Genomic DNA, 20,081 nt, shown 5'->3' with positions numbered 1-20,081 from the left:
TATAGGAGTCAGTATGTGTATTAAAAAATTATCTTTATGTACAATAATAGGTTTGCTTGGCGCGCCTGATTATCTCTTTGCCCAGGCTCAGCTATATGACTATAACTCTGGGTCATCTGCAAATATACAAACTACAAAAGCTAGCGTGCCTGCTGTTTTGCCAAAGACACAATTTACTAATTGGAGTTCTGGTTATTTAGGAATAAATGCGGGATTTGGTCAAACAAATTATAAGATTTCTGATGCGATGCATTTACGTGGCGCTGTCACTTCATTGGGGTTGTTTTCTGGGTTGAATTTGCAAAGCGCAGCCTTGGTTTATGGTGTGGCGGCAGATGTCGCTTTGCCTTTTGCTAAAAAAAAGAATAATAAAATAGTGGCGCGGCGCAGATTTGATAGTTCTTTGCGGGGCAAATTGGGTTTGGATATGGGAAACTTCATGCCTTATGGTACCATAGGGTTAGCCAGTGATTATATTTCTTTTACTGCTAATGATGCGACTAGAAAATCTACTGGCAGGTTTCGTTTTGGTTATGTTTGGGGCGCTGGTGCAGATATAAAAATTATTAATAATTTTATCGGGGAAATCGAGTGTAGAAAAAGCACGTTTAGCCAAAAGAGCTATCGATTGTTAGGCAAGGATTTTTCTAGTGGGCTTGCCAATTACAGCTTGCGTTTGGGCGTGGCCACCAAATTTTAAGTCAAATTTCGTACAGATAAGCTAGCTTTTTCTGTTTGTCCCAAGCCCTTTATTAGATAAGGGCTAAGGGTTTGCAATTCAGCTGCAAGTATATAAGGCGCGTTTACTAATATTAAGCCACAACCCGGCATGGCAAATTTTGTTTTGTCTGATTCTTTTATGGTTTTGTCAAAGCTATTAATGAATAATTCGATATTAGTTATTTTTGCTATGCCTAGCTCCGTTAGACTTTTTATAAAGTTTTTATGAGTGGCATAGTATTTTATGGGATACCATAAAATATAAGTAGCTGTTGCGCACCTTTTATAGGCTTGCGCTAAGCCATAAACCAAGCGTTGATGCTCGGCAGCCTCTTCGAATGGCGGATCTACTAGTACAATGGCTCGTTTTTCTTTTGCTGGTAATTGTGCTTTTAAGGCTAACCAGCCATCTAGCTTGATGGGTTTGCTTTGATAGTCGCCAGTAAGGTTGGTTTGGAGCTGCAGGAAATCTGCTGGGTGTAGTTCTATTGCGGTTAGCCGATCTTGTTTTCTGAGTAGGCGCCTTATTAATAATGGGGAGCCTGGATAAAACCGTAATGGTTGTTCTGCTTCGTTAAATTGTTGAATAACATTGCGCCACGGCGCGAGTAATTCCAGCGCAGTTTGGCTAAAGTCTTGTGCCAAAAAGCGTTCTAGTCCATTTTTATATTCATGAGTTTTTTGTGCTTCTTGCGCTAATAAATCATATAGGCCGGGCCCGGCATGGGTATCTATAACTCTAAAGGCTTTTTCTTTTAGCTTAAAATACTCTATTATTCGTGCCAGGATAATATGTTTTAATATGTCGGCAAAATTGCCAGCGTGATATATATGTCGGTAGTTCATTTTGTGCTCTTTACTAGAGCGGCATTTTACATTATAAATCTTATAAAAAGCTAGCGAAATTTTATTAAGAGGCTGCAATGCTGGATATTAAGTGGATTAGAGAAAACCCAAATTTATTGGATGAGGCTTTGGCGAAGCGCTCTATGTCGGTGAAATCTGCTGAAATTTTGCGCCTAGATAAAGATCGCCGGGCCGCTTTAGCCAAATTGCAAGTTTTGCAAGAGCAACGAAATAAGCTAACAAGTGAGATAGCTGCCGCTATGAAAGCCGGAAAGGCTGAACAAGCTGAGCTTCATAAGCAAAAAGTGCTAGATATTAAAGCCGAGCTAGCTTTGTGCGAAGAGCGAAGCAATCAGGTGGCAGAACAGCTTAGGGCTATATTAGATTCCATACCTAATGTTCCACTTGATGATGTACCTGTTGGTAGCGATGAAACCGGAAATGTAGAAATACATAAATATGGTATACCGACTGAATTTTCTTTTACAGCAAAGCAACATTTCGATTTGGGACATCAATTAGGTTTAATGGATTTTGAAAAAGCTGGGCAGATGGCTGGCGCAAGATTTACTATTTTAAAAGGTGCCTTGGCGCGGCTAGAGCGTGCCATAGGCCAATTTATGCTTGATATTCATGTAGGCGAGCATGGCTATAGAGAAGTTTCGGTACCTCTTTTAGTACGCGATAATGCGGCCTATGGTACAGCGCAACTGCCAAAATTTACCGAAGATTTATTTAAAACCACTGATGGCCGATGGCTTATTTCAACGGCAGAAATTCCGCTTACTAATATGGTTAGTAAGGAAATTTTGGCAGCTGCGGATTTGCCTATACGCCTTACAGCTCTTACGCCATGCTTTCGCTCAGAGGCTGGGGCTGCTGGACGTGATACCCGTGGCATGTTGAGGCAACATCAGTTTTGGAAGGTAGAGTTGGTTTCTATAGCCACGCCAAGCCAAAGTCAGGCAGAGCTAGAGCGTATGCGTAATTGTGCTCAGAATATCTTAGAATTGTTAAAATTGCCATATCGCACTGTTGTATTATGTACGGGAGATATGGGCTTTGCTGCGCAAAAGACGTATGATATCGAAGTTTGGCTGCCTGGCCAGAATGCTTACCGTGAAATTTCTAGCTGTTCTCTTTGCGGGGATTTTCAGGCGCGGCGCATGGATGCCCGCTATCGAGAAGAGGGACAAAAAGATTTGCGCTTTGTTCATAGTTTAAACGGTTCTGGCACTGCAATTGGACGCTGCTTAATTGCGATAATGGAAAATTATCAGCAAGAAGATGGCAGTATAATTGTGCCAGAAGTACTCGTGGACTATATGCGTGGGCAAAAAATTATTCAACCAGAATAATATAGGCAAAAAATTTACTTATCTTTTACCATATGCCTTTATAACCTTGTACTAGATTGTTAGTAATAATCTTTTTTATTAATAAGGCATGTGGACATGGCAAAAGGTATAAGACAAAAAGAAGACTCAATTGGTCTTGGTAAAGTTAGTATAAAGTTTTTTGCTGCATTGTGTTTTTCTTCAGCTTTATCTGCTTGTGGTGGGCATATGTCATCTAATGTAGACACGCAAGTTATTTTGCCAGCAGACGCTAGCTTTGCGGATGTAGCAGAAGCTGATAAGGTATTAGTTAAACATCGTAGCAAGACAGCGCATTCCATGCATGTTAAACAGCATCATAAGCCTAAGGCAAAGAAGTCAGTAGAAATAGATGCATATAAAGTTTCGCATGATAACTGGACAGTTAAGCATAACACAAAGGGCGAAGTGTTCTATTATCCAGAAAAGCCAGCTGCTAATAAGTCTGTTGTGTCTGCTACGCCAAATAAAATTGTAGAAACTGAGCCAAAGCCAGATAACACAAAAAAGATAGAAAAAAAACCAGCAATAGTGCCTGAAAAACTTGTGCCTAAGGATGCGCCTGTAGTCTACCCACCTATCCCAAGCAAGGAAATTTTGGCTGCTGCTAAGCCAGTAGAAGCTGTAAAGGCCCCTAAAGCGGAGCCTAAGCCTATAGTTGCTGTAAATAAGTTAGAACCTTCTCCCTCAGCCAAGCAGGCTAAGTTTGACTGGCCTGTACATGGTAAGGTTAATAAGGAATTTTTTGGCCCTGATCAACAAGCGGTTAAAAGTATAAATATAGCTGTGCCAGTTGGTACGCCTGTTCATGCTGCAGCAGATGGTTTGGTTATTTATGCTGGCAATGGCTTAAAAGAATTTGGTAATATTGTATTGATCAAGCATGATAATAATTTTGTTACTGTTTATGGCAATAATAGTGAGTTGCGGGTTGAGCATGGCCAAAATGTTAAAAAAGGCGCTATTATAGCTTTGTCTGGTAATTCCGGTGAAGAAAAAGAGGCTGGTGTGCATTTTGAAGTGCGCGATAATTTAAAGCCAGTGAATCCTATGGATTTTCTATCTGCAATGCCGGAGTAAGGAGCACCTATGTTTTTACAGCCAGCCTATGCTGAATCAATGAGTGTTAAGGACATTGCTGCTAATTTTGGTAGTTTATGGGTCTTTGTGGCAGTGGCTCTAATAATGTATTTTATGATTATTAGACCACAGCGCTTGCAGGTAAAAAAGCGGGAGCTAATGCTGTCTAGTATTCAGCGCGGTGATAATATAATAACAGCTGGTGGTATTATTGCCAAAGTAAAGCGCGCTGTTGATGACCGCGATGAGCTAGAAATTGAGATTGCTGAAGGCGTGGTTATACGAGTTTTGCGTACTACTATTTCTGAAGTTTTACCCAGATAATAATATGTCTGATGCAATACAAATGAAGCCAGTTTATTTCGCTGCTCGTATGCCAATAGATGCGTATGGCGATGGTGGTTTTCGCTTTGGCGATTTTTCTCACAAAGGCGCTATTATGTGCTTTCCCACTGCTATTTATGCTATAAAATTAGCTGCTTGCATTCCTACAAGCGCGGAGTTGCAACAGTTTTTTTTGCATAATTGTAATACGCAGCTGCTATTGTTGGGCACTGGCATTGATATTGAATATGTGCCCGACGAGATTAGAGAGGCCCTGAAAGCTCGTAATTGTACGCTAGAAATTATGAATACTGGCGCCGCGGTTAGGACATATAATGTATTACTAGCCGAAGAACGCGACGTAGCTGCAATTCTATATCCGGTATGATTACATATTTGCAAGCAGCTGCTTGACAACCCAATTATTAACCTTAAGCGGATGTTGTTTATTTGCTTCCAGCTCTATAGCAAATAGCAGATCGTTTTTTAGACTTTCGTTAAATTGTTTTACGAGATCTTCTGCTGAATTTGCAGCTGTTTGCTCGCCTTTATAGATATTCGCAATATGCAATATTAGCCTAGTTTCGCTAGTTGCGCCGGGCTGCACAAAATTATTATTTTTGCTGTATGATAATATAGTTTGATATGTAGAATCCGGAATATTTGTATCGCCGCTACCATGCGCACCGCTTCTATCTATAGCCTTTATTTGTTTGACTTCTAGATTGTTTTCTTCGGCAAGCTGAGCAACGCTAGCACCGTCATCTAGCTCTTGTCGTAATTCTTCTGCTCTTTTGTCCATAGCTTTCTGCGTATTTGCTTCTTCATAGGATTTTATGATTTCGCTTTTTGCTTCCTCAAATGTTTTTTGTCTAGCTGGGGTAATGTTTTTGACCTTGTACCAAATATAACCATCCTGGCTCAAGGCTACATCTTGTGGCTTTGCATTAAGGTGAGCATGGAAAATAGATCGGGTTATTTTGCCCCAATCTGTTTGACTAGCTATGGGGGCTGTTTTTTCTCCCAGCTTTCCGTCTGTGTCTATAGTATAGCTTAGTAGTTCTAGTTTGTTATCGGCGGCGGTTTTTGCTATATCACCCTTTTCCGACATGGCTCTATTTATTCTTTTATAGCTATTATCTAGTTCTGTGTCGGTTTTGGTTTTTTTTACTATTTCTTCTATAGACTTTTTTTCAGGCTCTAGTGGTTTAATATGTTTAGGGGTTACTTTAATTAGATGGGCTATATAAAATTTATTTTTATCCGCTATTACCTTGCTGTAACCATCAGAGGATAGGGTAAATATCTCTGTGCTTAAAGGTGTTGTTAAATCTTTTTTCAAGATATTTGCTTTATGTTCCAGGGTTAAATTTTTAGGGTCTGCTTTTTGCAAAGTTTCAAAATTTATAGATTTTGGATCTTTTTTTATAATCGCATCGGCCGCGGCTTTGGTTTTGACGCTAAGCAGATCATAGTCCCGCATTTCTTCAACGGTGTAATTATCTTGGTGTGTTTTATAGTAATCTTCTATCTCTTTATCTGTAGCGCTTTGTTGCTTGGCAATGGCGTCTTTTGATAGATGTATAAATTCTATATCCCGTAATTCTTTAGTATTGAAGCTGGTTTTGTGTAGGTCAAACCATTTTTGCACATCTTCCATTTCTGGGCTGGCTACGGGAAGCAAATTGTTTTTATTAATTACAAGATAATCAACGTCGATTTTTTGCTGCTGGTAGCTATTTGCAGAATCTTTAAAAATTTTTGGCAAGGATTGATTATCGACTACGGATTTTAGCAATTGCTCGTTTTGACCGTCTTTTTTATAGGCATTGATTATATCTTTTTTTAGCAGCCCCATATGGTTTACATAATTGGTAAAGCGATCTTTGCTAAAGCTACCGCCTAGGCTAAAAAATTCATCTTTAGCCAGCAATTTGGCAATAGTATTGTCTGAAAGGTTCAGCTTCATTAAGCGTGCTTCTTCATTCATCAATAAGTTCAAATTCAACTCTTGCATTATATTGGGTAGCAAACCCATTCTTTCCGCTTCGCTGGCATTGAGTCGGTGGGTTTGATTTAAGGCAATGGAAAGGTTCGTTAGTGCCTTATTTACTCTATAAATAAACTCACTTCTAGGTAGAGTGGATTGCCCCGAGCTCATCACAACAGATGAATTGTTATGGTAAAATGGAACAGTCCAAATAAAGGCAAAGCTTAATATTATAAGTGCCAAAAAAATCTTTGCTGGCCAGCTATTTGCAAATAATCTCAGAGCTTCTAACATTCACACACCTATTATATTGTTTTATACGCTATTGTATTCTTATAGTGAATATATTAGTTTATTGCAACTTATTAATGCTATTATATACGGAGAGGTTATGCAAGCACCCTTGGGCGGTGGATTAAACAATACAAAGCCAAGAGCTATGTTAGTTGGTAATTGGAAAATGCATGGACTAAAAAAATCTTTGCAACAATTACAAGGATTAACAGGGCTTTTAGCGGATGAAGTGGTCGCTGTTTTGTGTTTGCCAGCTACGCTTATTAATGAAGCTTGCGATATAATCTGTGCTAAAAATATAGAGCTGCAGCTTGGGGCGCAAGATTGCCATTGGCAACAAAGCGGCGCGTATACTGGCGATATTTCTGCTTTAATGCTTAAAGATAGCGGTGCGTCATATGTGTTGCTTGGGCATGGGGAGCGGCGTAAATATCATTGTGAGACCAATGAGTTGATTGCTGCTAAGGCGCAAATTGCATTGCATGTTGGGCTCTTGCCGATTATCTGTATCGGTGAAACCGAGGATGTTAGGCGAAAGGGTGAGCATTTTTCTTTTTTGAAACAGCAATTAATGCAAAGCCTGCCTAGCGATATGGCAAAGATTGAGTCTATTGCTGTGGCTTATGAGCCGTTATGGGCCATCGGTACAGGCAACATAGCGCAGGCAGAAGAAATTGCCGCTGTACATAGTTTTATCAGAGCAGAGTTATTGGCCCGCTATGGTAATGCGGCGGCCCAAATATCCTTGCTTTATGGGGGGTCTGTCAAGGCAGATAATGTGGGTTCTATAGTAAATGTGCCGCATGTTAATGGCGTTCTTGTTGGTGGTGCCAGCTTGTTGATAAAGGATTTTTTGCAAATATATGACATTATCAAAAAAAATATTTGCTAGCCTGTTTGGCAAATTGGCTAAATTGGTGTAATATATAAAGTTAAGTTACTTTTATTTTAAAGAGAAAAATATGCAAACCGTTCTATTAATTTTACAATTATTTGTTGTTATATCACTTATCGTAGTTATCTTGCTGCAGCCTTCTGAGGGTGGGGCGTTAGGCTTTGGCGGTAATAAGGACTTTATGTCGGTGCGCGGTACTAAAAATGTGCTTACTAAACTTACAACAATATTAGCTACATGTTTTTTTGTACTGACTTTATTGCTAATTGTAGTTTCTAATGTCGCCATTTCTGGCTCTGGTGTGTTACAAAAAATACCTACAACTAACGCGACAGTACCGCTAAAGGATTCTGGCCTGCAAGTTAAACCTATTACCATAACGATTCCAGATAATAAACTTAAGCAGGGTAATGGCAGCAAATAGGTAGGACTCAAAATGGCAAAGTATATTTTTATTACGGGTGGTGTAGTTTCCTCATTGGGAAAAGGTATAGCCGCCGCGTCTCTGGCTGCGTTGTTAAAGGCTCGTGGGTATAAAACTTGCTTGCGAAAACTAGACCCATATCTTAATGTCGATCCTGGCACTATGTCGCCTTATCAACATGGTGAGGTGTTTGTTACGGACGACGGTGCAGAAACCGATTTGGATTTAGGCCATTATGAGCGTTTTACTGGTTCTTCGGCCCGCAGAACAGACAGTATAACTACAGGCAAGATTTATAAAAACATTATAGAGCGTGAGCGACGGGGCGATTATCTTGGCGCTACTGTGCAGGTAATACCTCACGTTACCGATGAAATAAAAAGCTTTGTTGTGCAAGATAATTCCCTATATGATTTTATTATATGTGAAATCGGTGGTACTGTTGGTGATATAGAGGCTATGCCTTTTTTAGAGGCTATTCGCCAACTGCATAATGAGTTAGATCGCTATGATTCCATATTTATTCATCTAACCTTGGTGCCTTATATTCCGGCGGCTGGCGAGCTAAAAACCAAACCTACTCAACATTCGGTAAAAGAGTTGCAGTCTTTGGGTATTGCACCAGATATTTTATTGGTGCGTTGTGACAGAGCCTTGCCAGAGGCAGAGCGCAAAAAGCTGTCTTTATTTTGCAATGTTAGGCCAAGTGCTGTTATTCAGGCGCTAGATGTAGATTCTATTTATGATGTGCCGCTATTTTATCATGAGCAAGGCTTTGACGCCGAGGTTCTTCGTTCTTTTCATTTAGAAACAGCAAAGCAGCCAGACTTAACTATCTGGCAAAATATTTCGCAAAAAATCCATAATCCTAGGCAAGAAGTAAATATCGCAATAGTTGGCAAATATGTCGCGTTAAAAGACGCGTATAAATCTCTAATTGAGGCATTATCGCATGGCGGGCTAGCAAATTATGCCAAGGTTAATATTCAGTGGATGGCAGCAGAGAATTTTGAAAAGGGTAATCCGGCAGAGTTTTTAAAGAATTCTCATGCTGTGTTAATTCCTGGTGCATTTGGGATGCGAGGGGCCGAAGGTAAAATTGAGGCAATAAGATATGCGCGTGAGCATAATCTGCCTTTTTTTGGTATATGTTTTGGCATGCAGTTGGCTTGTATCGAGGTGGCTAGAAATATGCTTGGTCTTAAAAATGCCTCTTCTACAGAATTTGGCTTGTGTGATGAACCGGTTATTGGCCTAATGACCGAATGGCTTAAGGGCGAAGCGCTAGAAAAGAGAACAGCCCTGGGTGATTTGGGGGGTACTATGCGGTTGGGCGCTTATGAAACAAAGTTGCGGCCGGGCAGTCATGCAGCAAGTATTTATGGTTCTGAGATTGTGAGTGAACGGCATAGACATAGGTTTGAGGTTAATATGGACTATCGCGATAGGCTAGAAGCGGTAGGTTTGTTGTTTTCTGGGCTTTCACCAGACGGGCTTCTGCCGGAAATAGTTGAGTTCAAGGATCATCCATGGTTTATTGGTGTTCAATATCACCCAGAGCTAAAATCAAGGCCGTTTGAGCCGCATCCTCTTTTTGTTTCTTTTATAGAAGCTGGTTTAAAATATAAGGCTCGTTTAGGTGAATAATATAAATGCTAGCTAATGTTGTTAATATAGGCGGGGTTACCTGCTCTAATAAGAGCAAATTGATGCTTATAGCCGGGCCGTGCCAAATAGAAAGCAAGCAGCATAGCTTTGATATGGCAGGAATTTTACAAAATATCGCCAAGAAATTAGATATTGGGCTGGTGTATAAATCTAGCTTTGATAAGGCGAATCGTACTTCTTTGAATAGTCAGCGTGGGGTGGGGCTGGAACAGGGGTTAGCGATTTTTGAAGCTTTGAAAGCAGAATTTAATATACCAATTATTACCGATGTTCATTTACCGGAGCAATGCGCAGAAGTAGCTGAGATTGTTGATGTATTGCAGATTCCTGCCTTTTTATGCCGGCAGACTGATCTGCTAGTTGCGGCCGCGCAGACGGGCCGAGTTATAAATGTGAAAAAGGGCCAATTTTTGGCACCATGGGACATGAAGCATGTGGTAGAAAAATTAGTGCAAAGTGGCAATAGCCAGGTGCTGTTGACAGAAAGAGGCACATGCTTTGGTTATAATAGATTAATCACTGATATGCGAGCACTTTCGATAATGGCAGAATTTGGCACCCCAATAATATTTGACGCTACTCATAGCGTGCAAATGCCCGGCGGATTAGATGGCAGCTCAGGTGGTGAGCGTGGCTTTGTGGCCAGCTTGGCTCGCGCCGCGGTTGCTGTGGGGGTAGCGGGTGTTTTTTTAGAAACTCATCAAGATCCTGATTTGGCGCCTTCTGATGGGCCAAATATGATCAAATTGCAGGATTTGCCGTTTTTGTTAGAAGAACTGCTGGAATATGATAAATTAGCTAAAGGAAGACATTTAAAATGACAGCTATTGTAGATATAGTAGGCCGAGAATTATTGGATTCTCGTGGTAATCCCGCATTAGAGGTAGAAGTTGTTTTAGAAGATGGCTCCGCTGGCACTGTTATCGTGCCATCTGGTGCCTCTACTGGCACCCATGAGGCGCTAGAGCTGCGTGACGGCGGGAGTCGTTATAATGGTAAAGGGGTATTAAAGGCCGTATCCAATGTTACGCAAGAGCTGTTTGAGGCTATTTCTGGTATGGATAGTGAAGATCAAATTGCTATAGATACAGCTATGATAAAATTAGACGGTACGCTAAATAAAGAGCGCTTGGGAGCAAATGCCATTTTAGGCGTTTCCATTGCTGTGGCCAAGGCCACGGCGCAGTCTTATGGGCAGTCTTTATATCGCTATATTGGCGGGCTGTATGCGCATATTTTGCCAACCCCGATGATGAATATTATTAATGGTGGTGTCCATGCTGATAATCCGCTGGATTTTCAAGAATTTATGATAATTCCGCGCGGCGCTTTGAGCTTTCGCGAGGCTATGCGCTGGGGCGTTGAGATTTTTCATGTGTTAAAAGCAGAGCTAAAGCATGCTGGGCATAATATTAATGTCGGGGATGAGGGAGGCTTTGCCCCGGGCTTGGCCAATGCTGACCAAAGTTTGGACTTTATTTTGAAAGCAATAGAAAAAGCAGGCCTAAGGCCAGGCGTAGATGTTGCCATTGGGCTTGATTGTGCAGCTACGGAGCTTTATCAGAACAAGCTTTATCATTATGCTGGTGAGTCTCTTGGTCGATCGCAAAAAGATCAGGTTAATTATTTAGCTAATTTGGTTGCGAATTATCCCATAATATCGATAGAAGATGGTATGGCAGAGGATGATTGGGAAGGCTGGGCGCAGCTTACACAGCTTATTGGCAAAAAATGCCAGTTGGTAGGGGATGATTTATTTGTTACTAATCCAGACCGGTTGAGCAAAGGGCTCGAGAATAATATTGCCAACGCCATTTTAATAAAGATGAATCAAATAGGCACGCTTACAGAAACTTTGCAGACGATAGAAATGGCCCATCGAGGCGGCTATAATACTATTATGTCGCATCGCTCTGGCGAAAGTGAGGACCATACGATTGCCGATTTGGCGGTAGCTATGAATTGCGGGCAAATTAAAACTGGTTCGCTGGCACGGTCGGACCGGGTGGCAAAATATAATCAATTGTTGCGAATAGAAGAAGAGCTGGGCAAGGCTGCTGCTTATGCTGGTAATAGATTTTTTGTCAAATTTGGTCAGTAATAAATTTAGTACTCGCTCCACAATTAAATATTTTTAAATAAATAAGCGTTAGCGTTGCTACCTATATTAATTTTTATTATATGGGGGGCTTTGTGGAGCCACAGCAGCTGGGATATTTAGGGACGCGCCCTAAGCGATATAATATCTGGATCAGACTCGTCGGCGTATTGCTGATTTTTTATTTTGCTTATCATAGCTATTGCGGTGCATTTGGCTTGCGTGTGTATGCACAGCAAGAAGGCTGCTGGCAAAAGTTACAGCTGCAATATGAAGCTTTGCTGCACGAGCGGCTTGCTTTAGAAAAAAGGGCCAAGCTTTTGCGCGATGCTACGGTGGACAAAGATGTTTTGGACGAATATGCCCGTAAAAACTTGAACCTAGCCAAGAAAAATGAGTATGTAATTCCCTTAACCCATGGTGATCTAGGGCCATAAATATTATTAACTTTTAGTTAATATCTTCTACTTTACATTTTGGTTTTTTTAAAATAAGATTTTAACTTGTAGCAATATTTTATATTGCGCTACAAGTTAACTCGGCCAAAGGAGTAGCAGATGATAAATGCATTAAATAATGCTGGCTCAAAGAGAAAAAAAGATAGAGTTTTAGAAAATCCTAATCCTTTTACCCTCTACAGTTCAGAGAAAAAATTGGTTACCCCGGTTAGTAATGACGATTTTCTGCTGCATGCGAAAAATTTTACTCTGTCGAAAGAACAAGAGCTAGAGATATACGAAGATATGTTGTTGTTAAGAAGGTTTGAAGAAAGAGCCGGGCAGCTATATGGCATGGGTTTAATTGGCGGGTTTTGCCATCTTTATATTGGACAAGAAGCTGTGGTTGTAGGCAGTATGCGCGCTACTAAAGCTGGCGACGCTACTATAACTTCGTATCGTGATCATGGGCATATTTTAGCTGCTGGTGTTGCGCCACAAATGGTTATGGCAGAGCTTGCTGGGCGTAAAAGTGGCGTTTCAAAAGGCAAGGGCGGCTCTATGCATATGTTTTCGCGGCAGCATCATTTTTACGGTGGCCATGGTATTGTTGCTGCGCAGGTGCCAATAGGTACTGGCATTGCCTTTGCTAATAAATATAAAGGCAATGACAATGTCTGCCTAACCTATTTTGGCGATGGTGCGGCTAATCAAGGCCAGGTATATGAGAGTTATAATATGGCTTCGCTATGGAAATTGCCTGTATTATATATCGTAGAAAATAATATGTATGCTATGGGCACTTCTGTGGCGCGTGCTTCGGCCGAGGTAGATTTTGCCAAAAGGGGCTTAGCTTTTGATGTGCCGGGTGTAAAAATCGACGGTATGGATGTTCATCGCGTTTTCGAGGCAACAAGCGCCGCTTTGGATTATATTAGAAATGGCAATGGTCCGGTTATCCTAGATGTGCAGACTTATCGTTATCGTGGGCATTCTATGTCTGACCCGGCGAAATATAGAACCAAAGAAGAGTTAGAAAATATGCGGGGCCATCACGACCCGATAGAGCGTCTTAAAATTAGCTTAATTGAGCGCTCCATAGCTAGCGAAGTGGAGTTGAAAGAGATTGACAAAAAGGTGCGCGCAGTGGTAACCGAAGCTGCGCAATTTGCTCAGCAAGAGCCAGAGCCAAACGAAAATGAGCTTTATAGTGATATTTTGGCTTAATAATTAAAGGAAGTAATATGGCTATAGAAATTTTAATGCCAGCCTTATCTCCGACTATGGAACAAGGCAAGTTGGTAAAATGGCTAAAAAAAGAGGGTGACCAAATTAAAGCCGGGGACGTTTTGGCCGAGATAGAAACGGACAAAGCTATTATGGAGTTTGAAGCCGTTGATGAAGGCGTTCTTTCGAGATTATTAGTGCCAGAAAGTAGCAATTCTATTAAAGTTAATAGCCCCATAGCTATTTTAACAATAGAGGGAGAGGGGCAAGATAAAGTAGCAGCCTTAACGACACCTTTGCCTACGGCCTCTATTGTCACATCTGCTTCTACACCTGCGGCAGCTTCTGCGGACTCTTCTTTGCTAACAGTGCGTGAGGCGCTTAATCAAGCACTAGCAGAAGAGATGCGTAGAGACGAGACGGTTTTTTTATTAGGCGAAGAAGTAGCTCAATATCAGGGTGCTTACAAAGTTAGCCAAGGTTTACTAGAAGAATTTGGCGAAAAGCGAGTAGTGGATACACCAATAACCGAATATGGTTTTGCTGGGCTTGGCGTTGGTGCTGCTTTTGTTGGGCTGCGGCCAGTGGTAGAGTTTATGACTTTTAATTTTGCCATGCAGGCTATTGATCATATTATAAATTCAGCGGCAAAAACTCGCTATATGTCTGGTGGGCAGATAGAGGTGCCGATAGTTTTTCGTGGTCCGAATGGTGCAGCGGCAAGGGTAGGAGCTCAGCATTCGCAATGTTATGCGGCTTGGTATTCGCATATACCTGGGCTAAAGGTAGTGATGCCTTACAGTGCAGCTGATGCTAAGGGATTACTAAAGGCTGCAATACGCGAGAATAATCCGGTGATTTTTTTGGAAAATGAGCTATTATATGGGCATAAATTTCCTATGCCCGATAGAGAAGATTCAACCATAGAAATCGGTAAAGCTTCTGTCTATAAAACTGGACAACATGTGACTATAGTTTCTTTTGGCATAGGCATGCATTATGTCGTGCAGGCTTTGCCGGAGTTAACAAAATTGGGCATAGATGCCGAAATTATAGATTTACGCACCATTAGGCCAATGGATTTACCTACCGTTATAGATTCCGTTAAGAAGACTGGGCGCTTAATAACGGTAGAAGAGGGTTTTCCGCAGTCAAGTGTTGGCGAGCATATTGCTACTAGAGTTATGCAAGAGGCGTTTGATTATTTGGATGCGCCAATTTTAACCATTGCGGGCAAGGATGTACCTATGCCTTATGCGGCGAATTTAGAAAAATTGGCGTTGCCAAATATCGCAGAGATAATTTCTGCGGCTAAAGCGGTAACTTATACTGGTTAAAAATAGGAAAAATAAATGTCTATTGAAATTTTAATGCCAGCATTATCTCCTACGATGGAGTCTGGTAAGCTAGGTAAATGGCTAAAAAATGAAGGTGATGCAGTAAAAATAGGCGAAACTATTGCTGAAATCGAAACAGACAAGGCAACCATGGAGTTAGAGTCGATTGAAGACGGCATCTTGGCCAAGATTCTGGTGCCTGCTGGTAGCGAAGGGGTTAGGATTAACAGTGTCATTGCTATTCTCGCGCAAGAGGGCGAAAAGTTAGAAGATTACCAAGTAGCGAAAGCCGCCGCGCCTATTCAGGTTAGTGCTGCTGCACCATTAACGAATGAGCCGGCGATTAAAGCTGCTGAGCCAATCGCGTTGGCAAAAACTATGCAGCTATTTAGCTCTCCGCTTGCGCGAAGATTGGCCAAAGAAAATGCGATAGAGTTGAAGCAGCTTCAAGGCACGGGGGCTTATGGCCGCATTGTAAAGAGAGATGTTGAGGCCTTTTTGCGCAATCCACAGCGCGGCGCCGTAAAAAATGCCGAAACAGAAGATAAAATATTAGAATTATATGAGCAAGGCGAATATGAATTGGTGCCTCATGATTCTATGCGACAAATTATTGCTTCGCGTTTGTCGGCTTCCAAACAATCGGTGCCGCATTTTTACATGAGTGTTGATTGCGAGCTAGATAAATTAATAGCTTTGCGCAAAGAGCTTAATAGTGCGGCGCCGATGTCGACGAAAGAAGACATGCCAGCTTATAAATTGTCTATAAATGACTTTATAATCAAGGCTGTAGCCAATTCATTGATGTCTGTGCCAGAAGCTAACGTTTCTTGGCTTTCGCATGCAATGCTCAAGCATAAATCGGCGAATATCGGTGTAGCTGTTGCTATAGAAAATGGTTTGATTACGCCTATTGTGAAATCTGCTGAAAAAAAATCGATTGTTACGATTTCGAATGAGATGAAAGACCTAATAACTAGGGCAAAAGCCAAAAAGCTAAAGCCTTTGGAATATCAGGGCGGTAGCGCGGCGATATCGAATCTTGGTATGTATGGTATAAAGGAGTTTTCGGCTATATTAAACCCGCCGCAATCAGTGATTTTTGCTATCGGCGCTGCGGATATGCGCGCTATTGTTAAAAACGACTCGATTATACCCGCGAAGCTCATGACAGTAACTATTTCTGCTGATCATCGAGCAATTAATGGGGCTGATGCTGCTAAATTGATACAGGCTTTTAAATGGGCAATAGAGCACCCCTATGCGATGTTGGTATAGTGAGCTTGAGGAGAAAAGATAAATGGCTATGTATGATGTTATAGTAATAGGCTCCGGCCCAGGTGGCTATGTTGCGGCTATTCGTGCTGCACAATTAGGCTTTAAAACGGCAATTATTGAGCGAGATTATTTGGGCGGTATTTGTTTAAATTGGGGTTGTATCCCAACCAAAGCTTTGTTGCGATCGGCGCAGATAAAGGGTCTGGCAGATAATTTTTCTGAATTTGGCTTGAAATTGCAGGGAAAAATAGAGCCAGATATCCAGGCGATAGTGTCGCGCTCAAGGGCTGTTTCTGCTAAACTGAATGCTGGTGTTGGCTTTTTGATGAAAAAAAATAAAATAGATGTAATATGGGGCCAAGCTAAGCTAAAAAAAACTGGCTTGGGGGTAGAAATTGAAGTGCAGGCTTCTAATTCAGCGCCAGTTAAAGCGCTGGGTGAAGGTGTTTATAGAGCTAAGCATGTAATTTTAGCCACGGGCGCGCGGCCTAGGATATTGCCAGGTACAGAGACGTTGGGTGAAAAAATATGGACTTACTTTGAGGCCTTAGTGCCACAGACTATTCCTGAATCTTTGGTTATTATCGGCTCGGGTGCTATTGGCATAGAGTTTGCCTCTTTTTATAATGCTATGGGTAGTAAGGTTACAGTTGTTGAGCGGCTGGCGAATATTTTGACTACCGAGGATGAGGAAATCTCTATGCTAGCAAAAAAGCAGCTAGAGATTCAAGGTATAAAAATATTGACTAATGCTAATATAGAAAAAATTACTAATAATGAAAAAAATCTGTCGATAGCAATTGATGTAAATGGTGTGAAGCAAAATTTGACCTGCGAAAAGCTCATAAGCGCTATCGGGGTGGTGCCAAATATTGAGGGGCTAGGGCTTGAAGATATAGGGATAAAAACGGATAATTGTATAGTTACCGATGAGTGGAGCCGCACCAATATAGCTGGTATATATGCCATAGGCGATGTTGCTGGGGCTCCTATGCTGGCGCATAAAGCTGAAGAAGAGGGCGTGATTTGTGTGGAGAAAATTGCGGGCTTGACGTCTGTACATCCATTGGATAGAGCCAAAATTCCATCGTGCATTTATTGCGAGCCGCAGCTTGCTTCTGTTGGATTAACGGAAAAGGCAGCTCGTGAGCGTGGGCATGAGCTTAAAGTAGGGCGTTATAATTTTTCTGCCAATGGTAAGGCTATAGCTTTGGGCGAAGAGCATGGCATGATAAAAACTATCTTTGACGCAAAAACCGGACAATTATTGGGTGCGCATATGATAGGCGCGGAGGTTACCGAGCTTATTGCAGGATTTGTTATTGCTATGAATTTGGAAACCACCGAGCAAGAGCTTATGCATAGTGTTTTTGCCCATCCAACCTTATCGGAAATGATGAAGGAAAGTGTGTTGGACGCTTACTCCAGAGCATTAAATAAGTGAGTTAACTGTAATGGTTACTATTATAGATAGATTAAAAGATAGGGCGCAGCGGCATCCAGAAAAAGCGCATCGGCCAGACAATAAAATTAGTAAAAAACCCGATTGGATTCGGGTAAAGGCGCCTAACTCTAAATTATATGAAGAAACTAGATCTATAGTACGCAATAATAAATTGGTAACTGTGTGTGAAGAGGCTGGCTGTCCAAATATAGGCGAATGTTGGCATCAAGGGCATGCTAGCTTTATGATCTTGGGAGAAATATGTACCAGAGCCTGTGCGTTTTGCAATGTTTCTACTGGTATACCGCACGAGTTAGATTTGCAAGAACCACAGCGCGTGGCAGAAGCCGTGGCTAAGATGAAGCTGAAGCATGTGGTGGTAACTTCGGTAGATAGAGATGATTTGCCAGATGGTGGTGCCGAGCAATTTGCCAATGTTATTGCCGAAATCAGAGCGCGGTCTGCTGGTACCACAATTGAAGTTCTAACCCCCGATTTTCGGCATAAGGATGGCGCAATAGAAAAGGTCGTTGCAGCAAAGCCAGATGTTTTTAATCATAATTTAGAAACAGTGCCCTCTAAATATCTCAAAGTGCGACCAGGAGCTAGATATTTTCACTCATTACGGTTATTGCAGCGGGTAAAAGAGCTTGATCCTGCGATGTTTACTAAATCCGGTATAATGCTTGGCTTTGGTGAGACGCGAAATGAAATTTTGCAATTGATGGATGATTTACGCTCGGCGGATGTAGATTTTTTGACTATGGGTCAATATTTGCAGCCTACGCCCAAACATCATGAGGTTGTAAGATTTGTACCGCCAGAAGAGTTTGCCTCCTATGCTACTATTGCCAAGACCAAAGGCTTTTTGCATGTGGCTTCTAGCCCTTTGACGCGCTCTTCGCATCATGCTGGTGAAAATTTTGAGATTCTTAGAGCTGCTAGAGCCAAAAAATTGTTAGTCTCGACAGAAAAGCCGCTATATGCCAAAATTTGGAACTAAGCGCATAGTCGCACATAAGGCTGCCGAGATGTTTGCTCTGGTGGCCGATGTAGAAAAATATCCGCAATTTCTACCAATGTGTAAGGAGTTAAGGGTTTTAGATAAAATCCAGCAGGAAAATCTTACGATAGTTACTGCTGTTATGAGTGTTGGCTATAAAATTTTTTGCGAAAGTTTTACTACAATAGTGCAGCTGGACCCAGACAATAATATTATTAAGGTTAGCTATGTGGACGGGCCGTTTAAATATTTAGAAAATCGCTGGGCTTTTGTTGATTTAGAGTGCTACAAAAGCGAAATAGAATTTTTTATAGATTATGAGTTCAAAAGCAAGAGCTTGGGGCTATTAATGGGTAGTGTTTTTGACGCGGCTTTTTTGAAATTTGCAGAGGCTTTTGAAAAAAGGGCCGATGCGGTATATAAACCCTAGCCAAAGATAATGCAAGCGGTTGCGATGGCGGCAATGCCCTCACCACGGCCTATAAATCCTAGTTTTTCATTCGTTGTGGCTTTTAGCCCAATGCGACATGGCTCTAGCTTTAGTAATTCGGCTAGATTGTTTTGCATTTTTTTACGAAAAATAGAAATTTGTGGCTCTTGAGCTATAAGTGTAATATCTATGTTTGAAATTTTGCCGCCTTTTGCGTGAATTAGCTCGAGAGCTTTTTTGACAAAAATGCTAGAGGGAGCATTTTTCCACTCTGCCTCATGTGGCGGAAAATAAGTGCCGATATCACCTAAACCATAAGTGCCCAAAATTGCATCGGTAAGTGCATGCAGGGCAACATCAGAGTCGGAATGACCATTTAGTTTTTTATGAAAGGGAATTTTCTCTGCGCATAAAATTATATAATGTTCTGAGATAGTTGTAGTTTCATGTTCAATAAAGGCATGAACATCATAGCCATTGCCTATTCTGATATCTGGCATTATTCCTCCCATTGATAGTTCTGGGCCAAAAATTCGGCTATTTGAAAATCTTGCTTCCAAGTAAGCTTAATATTAGTCGCGTTGCCAGGTAGCAGCTTTACTGGTAGGCCATAATATGTAGCCAAAGCACTGTCATCAGTAAAGTCAGTTGCTGCCTGCGCGCTTGCTTGTTGGTGTGCTTTGAAAATTGCGGAAAAAGGAAAGGCCTGTGGGGTTTGCGCGGCATAAAGATGCTTGCGGTCGATATTTTCTGTGATAAAATTTTGTTGGTTGATTTTTTTTATGCTGTCACTCACGCGAAGCGCTAGGGAAACGCCTTGATTTGGCTGTAGATTCTGCTGTAGTTCTTGTAGTTTTTGGTAAGAGATAAATGGCCTGGCCGCGTCATGGATAAAAACATAATCTGGGGGATTATCGGCTAGGGCAGATAGCGCCTGCCAGGTAGAGGCTTGGCGGCTATCAGCGCCAAATGTTATCTTGATTTGCTTGTGTAGCTTTGGCGGTAGCGAAGAGCGGCATAAAGCTTCGTCTTGTCGGGCTATTACCAAGATTATCTGCGTGAATAGCCGGCTGTTGATAAAGCTATGCAAGCTATATTCCAGTAAAGGGCGACCGTTTATCTTCATATATTGCTTTGGTATTTCGGTAGCAGCGCGATTGCCTTTGCCAGCGGCTAAGATAATGGCACTACAATTGCGGGGCATTAACAT

The 20,081-nt window shown here is 41.5% G+C and carries 21 protein-coding genes; 17 read left to right on the top strand and 4 right to left on the bottom strand.

Annotated features, from left to right (window positions below; all coding sequences use genetic code 11):
* Positions 1 to 13 precede the first annotated feature (13 nt).
* The gene (locus tag QVL57_RS00640; protein WP_290076640.1) at positions 14 to 700 is read left to right on the top strand and encodes an outer membrane beta-barrel protein; all 687 of its coding nucleotides are present in this window, start codon (positions 14 to 16) and stop codon (positions 698 to 700) included.
* On the opposite strand, the gene rlmJ is transcribed toward QVL57_RS00640, so the two are convergent.
* Positions 697 to 1,566 carry a 23S rRNA (adenine(2030)-N(6))-methyltransferase RlmJ gene (gene rlmJ, locus QVL57_RS00635; RefSeq protein WP_290076638.1) on the bottom strand — a complete coding sequence of 290 codons (870 nt, stop codon included), beginning with the start codon at positions 1,564 to 1,566 and terminating at the stop codon, positions 697 to 699. The two genes, QVL57_RS00640 and rlmJ, sit on opposite strands and share 4 nt — an antisense overlap.
* A gap of 77 nt (positions 1,567 to 1,643) precedes the next feature.
* Between rlmJ and serS the strand changes: the two genes are divergently transcribed.
* The 4 genes from serS to QVL57_RS00615 all read left to right on the top strand — a co-directional run bounded on the left by serS (position 1,644) and on the right by QVL57_RS00615 (position 4,734).
* Positions 1,644 to 2,924, top strand: a complete 1,281-nt coding sequence (serS, locus tag QVL57_RS00630; protein WP_290076635.1) for a serine--tRNA ligase — start codon at positions 1,644 to 1,646, stop codon at positions 2,922 to 2,924.
* Between the two features lie 96 nt (positions 2,925 to 3,020).
* Positions 3,021 to 4,022, top strand: a complete 1,002-nt coding sequence (locus tag QVL57_RS00625) for a M23 family metallopeptidase (RefSeq protein ID WP_290076633.1) — start codon at positions 3,021 to 3,023, stop codon at positions 4,020 to 4,022.
* A 9-nt stretch (positions 4,023 to 4,031) separates the two neighbouring features.
* Positions 4,032 to 4,346 carry a preprotein translocase subunit YajC gene (gene yajC / locus QVL57_RS00620; protein WP_290076632.1) on the top strand — a complete coding sequence of 105 codons (315 nt, stop codon included), beginning with the start codon at positions 4,032 to 4,034 and terminating at the stop codon, positions 4,344 to 4,346.
* A 4-nt stretch (positions 4,347 to 4,350) separates the two neighbouring features.
* Complete coding sequence (locus QVL57_RS00615; RefSeq protein WP_290076629.1) at positions 4,351 to 4,734, top strand: MTH938/NDUFAF3 family protein; 384 nt, start codon at positions 4,351 to 4,353, stop codon at positions 4,732 to 4,734.
* On the opposite strand, the gene QVL57_RS00610 is transcribed toward QVL57_RS00615, so the two are convergent.
* On the bottom strand, positions 4,735 to 6,630 hold the full coding sequence (locus QVL57_RS00610; RefSeq protein WP_290076626.1) for a peptidyl-prolyl cis-trans isomerase: 1,896 nt from the start codon (positions 6,628 to 6,630) through the stop codon (positions 4,735 to 4,737).
* A 97-nt stretch (positions 6,631 to 6,727) separates the two neighbouring features.
* Between QVL57_RS00610 and tpiA the strand changes: the two genes are divergently transcribed.
* The 12 genes from tpiA to QVL57_RS00550 all read left to right on the top strand — a co-directional run bounded on the left by tpiA (position 6,728) and on the right by QVL57_RS00550 (position 18,871).
* Positions 6,728 to 7,522: a triose-phosphate isomerase gene (gene tpiA / locus QVL57_RS00605; protein ID WP_290076625.1), complete on the top strand. Its 795-nt coding sequence runs from the start codon at positions 6,728 to 6,730 to the stop codon at positions 7,520 to 7,522.
* A gap of 70 nt (positions 7,523 to 7,592) precedes the next feature.
* Positions 7,593 to 7,949, top strand: a complete 357-nt coding sequence (gene secG, locus QVL57_RS00600; protein WP_290076623.1) for a preprotein translocase subunit SecG — start codon at positions 7,593 to 7,595, stop codon at positions 7,947 to 7,949.
* A gap of 12 nt (positions 7,950 to 7,961) precedes the next feature.
* Positions 7,962 to 9,596: a CTP synthase gene (locus QVL57_RS00595; RefSeq protein WP_290076621.1), complete on the top strand. Its 1,635-nt coding sequence runs from the start codon at positions 7,962 to 7,964 to the stop codon at positions 9,594 to 9,596.
* Between the two features lie 5 nt (positions 9,597 to 9,601).
* Positions 9,602 to 10,438: a 3-deoxy-8-phosphooctulonate synthase gene (gene kdsA, locus QVL57_RS00590; RefSeq protein ID WP_290076620.1), complete on the top strand. Its 837-nt coding sequence runs from the start codon at positions 9,602 to 9,604 to the stop codon at positions 10,436 to 10,438.
* Positions 10,435 to 11,718: a phosphopyruvate hydratase gene (gene eno / locus QVL57_RS00585; RefSeq protein WP_290076619.1), complete on the top strand. Its 1,284-nt coding sequence runs from the start codon at positions 10,435 to 10,437 to the stop codon at positions 11,716 to 11,718. The genes kdsA and eno overlap by 4 nt, the downstream gene beginning before the upstream one ends.
* A gap of 92 nt (positions 11,719 to 11,810) precedes the next feature.
* Positions 11,811 to 12,152, top strand: a complete 342-nt coding sequence (locus QVL57_RS00580; RefSeq protein ID WP_290076617.1) for a septum formation initiator family protein — start codon at positions 11,811 to 11,813, stop codon at positions 12,150 to 12,152.
* 216 nt (positions 12,153 to 12,368) lie between these two features.
* Positions 12,369 to 13,379, top strand: a complete 1,011-nt coding sequence (gene pdhA, locus QVL57_RS00575) for a pyruvate dehydrogenase (acetyl-transferring) E1 component subunit alpha (protein ID WP_290077414.1) — start codon at positions 12,369 to 12,371, stop codon at positions 13,377 to 13,379.
* A 17-nt stretch (positions 13,380 to 13,396) separates the two neighbouring features.
* Positions 13,397 to 14,716 carry a pyruvate dehydrogenase complex E1 component subunit beta gene (locus QVL57_RS00570; protein ID WP_290076616.1) on the top strand — a complete coding sequence of 440 codons (1,320 nt, stop codon included), beginning with the start codon at positions 13,397 to 13,399 and terminating at the stop codon, positions 14,714 to 14,716.
* A 15-nt stretch (positions 14,717 to 14,731) separates the two neighbouring features.
* Entirely contained in the window at positions 14,732 to 15,994 is a 1,263-nt protein-coding gene (locus QVL57_RS00565) for a pyruvate dehydrogenase complex dihydrolipoamide acetyltransferase (RefSeq protein WP_290076614.1), read from the top strand.
* 22 nt (positions 15,995 to 16,016) lie between these two features.
* Complete coding sequence (gene lpdA / locus QVL57_RS00560) at positions 16,017 to 17,438, top strand: dihydrolipoyl dehydrogenase (RefSeq protein ID WP_290076612.1); 1,422 nt, start codon at positions 16,017 to 16,019, stop codon at positions 17,436 to 17,438.
* Positions 17,439 to 17,448: 10 nt separating this feature from the next.
* Positions 17,449 to 18,441, top strand: a complete 993-nt coding sequence (gene lipA, locus QVL57_RS00555) for a lipoyl synthase (RefSeq protein ID WP_290076610.1) — start codon at positions 17,449 to 17,451, stop codon at positions 18,439 to 18,441.
* Positions 18,422 to 18,871 (top strand): SRPBCC family protein, encoded by a 450-nt coding sequence (locus QVL57_RS00550; RefSeq protein ID WP_290076608.1) that lies wholly within the window; start codon positions 18,422 to 18,424, stop codon positions 18,869 to 18,871. The genes lipA and QVL57_RS00550 overlap by 20 nt, the downstream gene beginning before the upstream one ends.
* Here QVL57_RS00550 and ispF read toward each other — a convergent pair.
* Positions 18,868 to 19,371, bottom strand: coding sequence for a 2-C-methyl-D-erythritol 2,4-cyclodiphosphate synthase (gene ispF, locus QVL57_RS05705; protein ID WP_354669852.1), 504 nt, complete (start codon positions 19,369 to 19,371; stop codon positions 18,868 to 18,870). The two genes, QVL57_RS00550 and ispF, sit on opposite strands and share 4 nt — an antisense overlap.
* Positions 19,371 to 20,081: a 2-C-methyl-D-erythritol 4-phosphate cytidylyltransferase gene (gene ispD, locus QVL57_RS05700; protein WP_354669851.1), complete on the bottom strand. Its 711-nt coding sequence runs from the start codon at positions 20,079 to 20,081 to the stop codon at positions 19,371 to 19,373. The genes ispF and ispD overlap by 1 nt, the downstream gene beginning before the upstream one ends.

Origin of the sequence: Bartonella sp. TP (assembly GCF_030406085.1) — a bacterium.
Classification (GTDB): Bacteria; Pseudomonadota; Alphaproteobacteria; order Rhizobiales; family Rhizobiaceae; genus CALTWN01.
This window is presented reverse-complemented; position numbering and strand designations above follow the sequence as displayed.

What these genes read in the sequence shown, in the direction of transcription:
- QVL57_RS00615 (WP_290076629.1), top strand. Translation starts at nt 4,351, where the DNA reads ATGTCTGATGCAATACAAATGAAGCCAGTTTATTTCGCTGCTCGTATG.
- QVL57_RS00595 (WP_290076621.1), top strand. Translation starts at nt 7,962, where the DNA reads ATGGCAAAGTATATTTTTATTACGGGTGGTGTAGTTTCCTCATTGGGA.
- yajC (WP_290076632.1), top strand. Translation starts at nt 4,032, where the DNA reads ATGTTTTTACAGCCAGCCTATGCTGAATCAATGAGTGTTAAGGACATT.
- lipA (WP_290076610.1), top strand. Translation starts at nt 17,449, where the DNA reads ATGGTTACTATTATAGATAGATTAAAAGATAGGGCGCAGCGGCATCCA.
- QVL57_RS00640 (WP_290076640.1), top strand. Translation starts at nt 14, where the DNA reads ATGTGTATTAAAAAATTATCTTTATGTACAATAATAGGTTTGCTTGGC.
- QVL57_RS00570 (WP_290076616.1), top strand. Translation starts at nt 13,397, where the DNA reads ATGGCTATAGAAATTTTAATGCCAGCCTTATCTCCGACTATGGAACAA.
- ispD (WP_354669851.1), bottom strand. Translation starts at nt 20,081, where the DNA reads ATGTTAATGCCCCGCAATTGTAGTGCCATTATCTTAGCCGCTGGCAAA.
- QVL57_RS00625 (WP_290076633.1), top strand. Translation starts at nt 3,021, where the DNA reads ATGGCAAAAGGTATAAGACAAAAAGAAGACTCAATTGGTCTTGGTAAA.
- QVL57_RS00565 (WP_290076614.1), top strand. Translation starts at nt 14,732, where the DNA reads ATGTCTATTGAAATTTTAATGCCAGCATTATCTCCTACGATGGAGTCT.
- secG (WP_290076623.1), top strand. Translation starts at nt 7,593, where the DNA reads ATGCAAACCGTTCTATTAATTTTACAATTATTTGTTGTTATATCACTT.
- QVL57_RS00610 (WP_290076626.1), bottom strand. Translation starts at nt 6,630, where the DNA reads ATGTTAGAAGCTCTGAGATTATTTGCAAATAGCTGGCCAGCAAAGATT.
- serS (WP_290076635.1), top strand. Translation starts at nt 1,644, where the DNA reads ATGCTGGATATTAAGTGGATTAGAGAAAACCCAAATTTATTGGATGAG.
- QVL57_RS00550 (WP_290076608.1), top strand. Translation starts at nt 18,422, where the DNA reads ATGCCAAAATTTGGAACTAAGCGCATAGTCGCACATAAGGCTGCCGAG.
- ispF (WP_354669852.1), bottom strand. Translation starts at nt 19,371, where the DNA reads ATGCCAGATATCAGAATAGGCAATGGCTATGATGTTCATGCCTTTATT.
- kdsA (WP_290076620.1), top strand. Translation starts at nt 9,602, where the DNA reads ATGCTAGCTAATGTTGTTAATATAGGCGGGGTTACCTGCTCTAATAAG.
- lpdA (WP_290076612.1), top strand. Translation starts at nt 16,017, where the DNA reads ATGGCTATGTATGATGTTATAGTAATAGGCTCCGGCCCAGGTGGCTAT.
- tpiA (WP_290076625.1), top strand. Translation starts at nt 6,728, where the DNA reads ATGCAAGCACCCTTGGGCGGTGGATTAAACAATACAAAGCCAAGAGCT.
- rlmJ (WP_290076638.1), bottom strand. Translation starts at nt 1,566, where the DNA reads ATGAACTACCGACATATATATCACGCTGGCAATTTTGCCGACATATTA.
- eno (WP_290076619.1), top strand. Translation starts at nt 10,435, where the DNA reads ATGACAGCTATTGTAGATATAGTAGGCCGAGAATTATTGGATTCTCGT.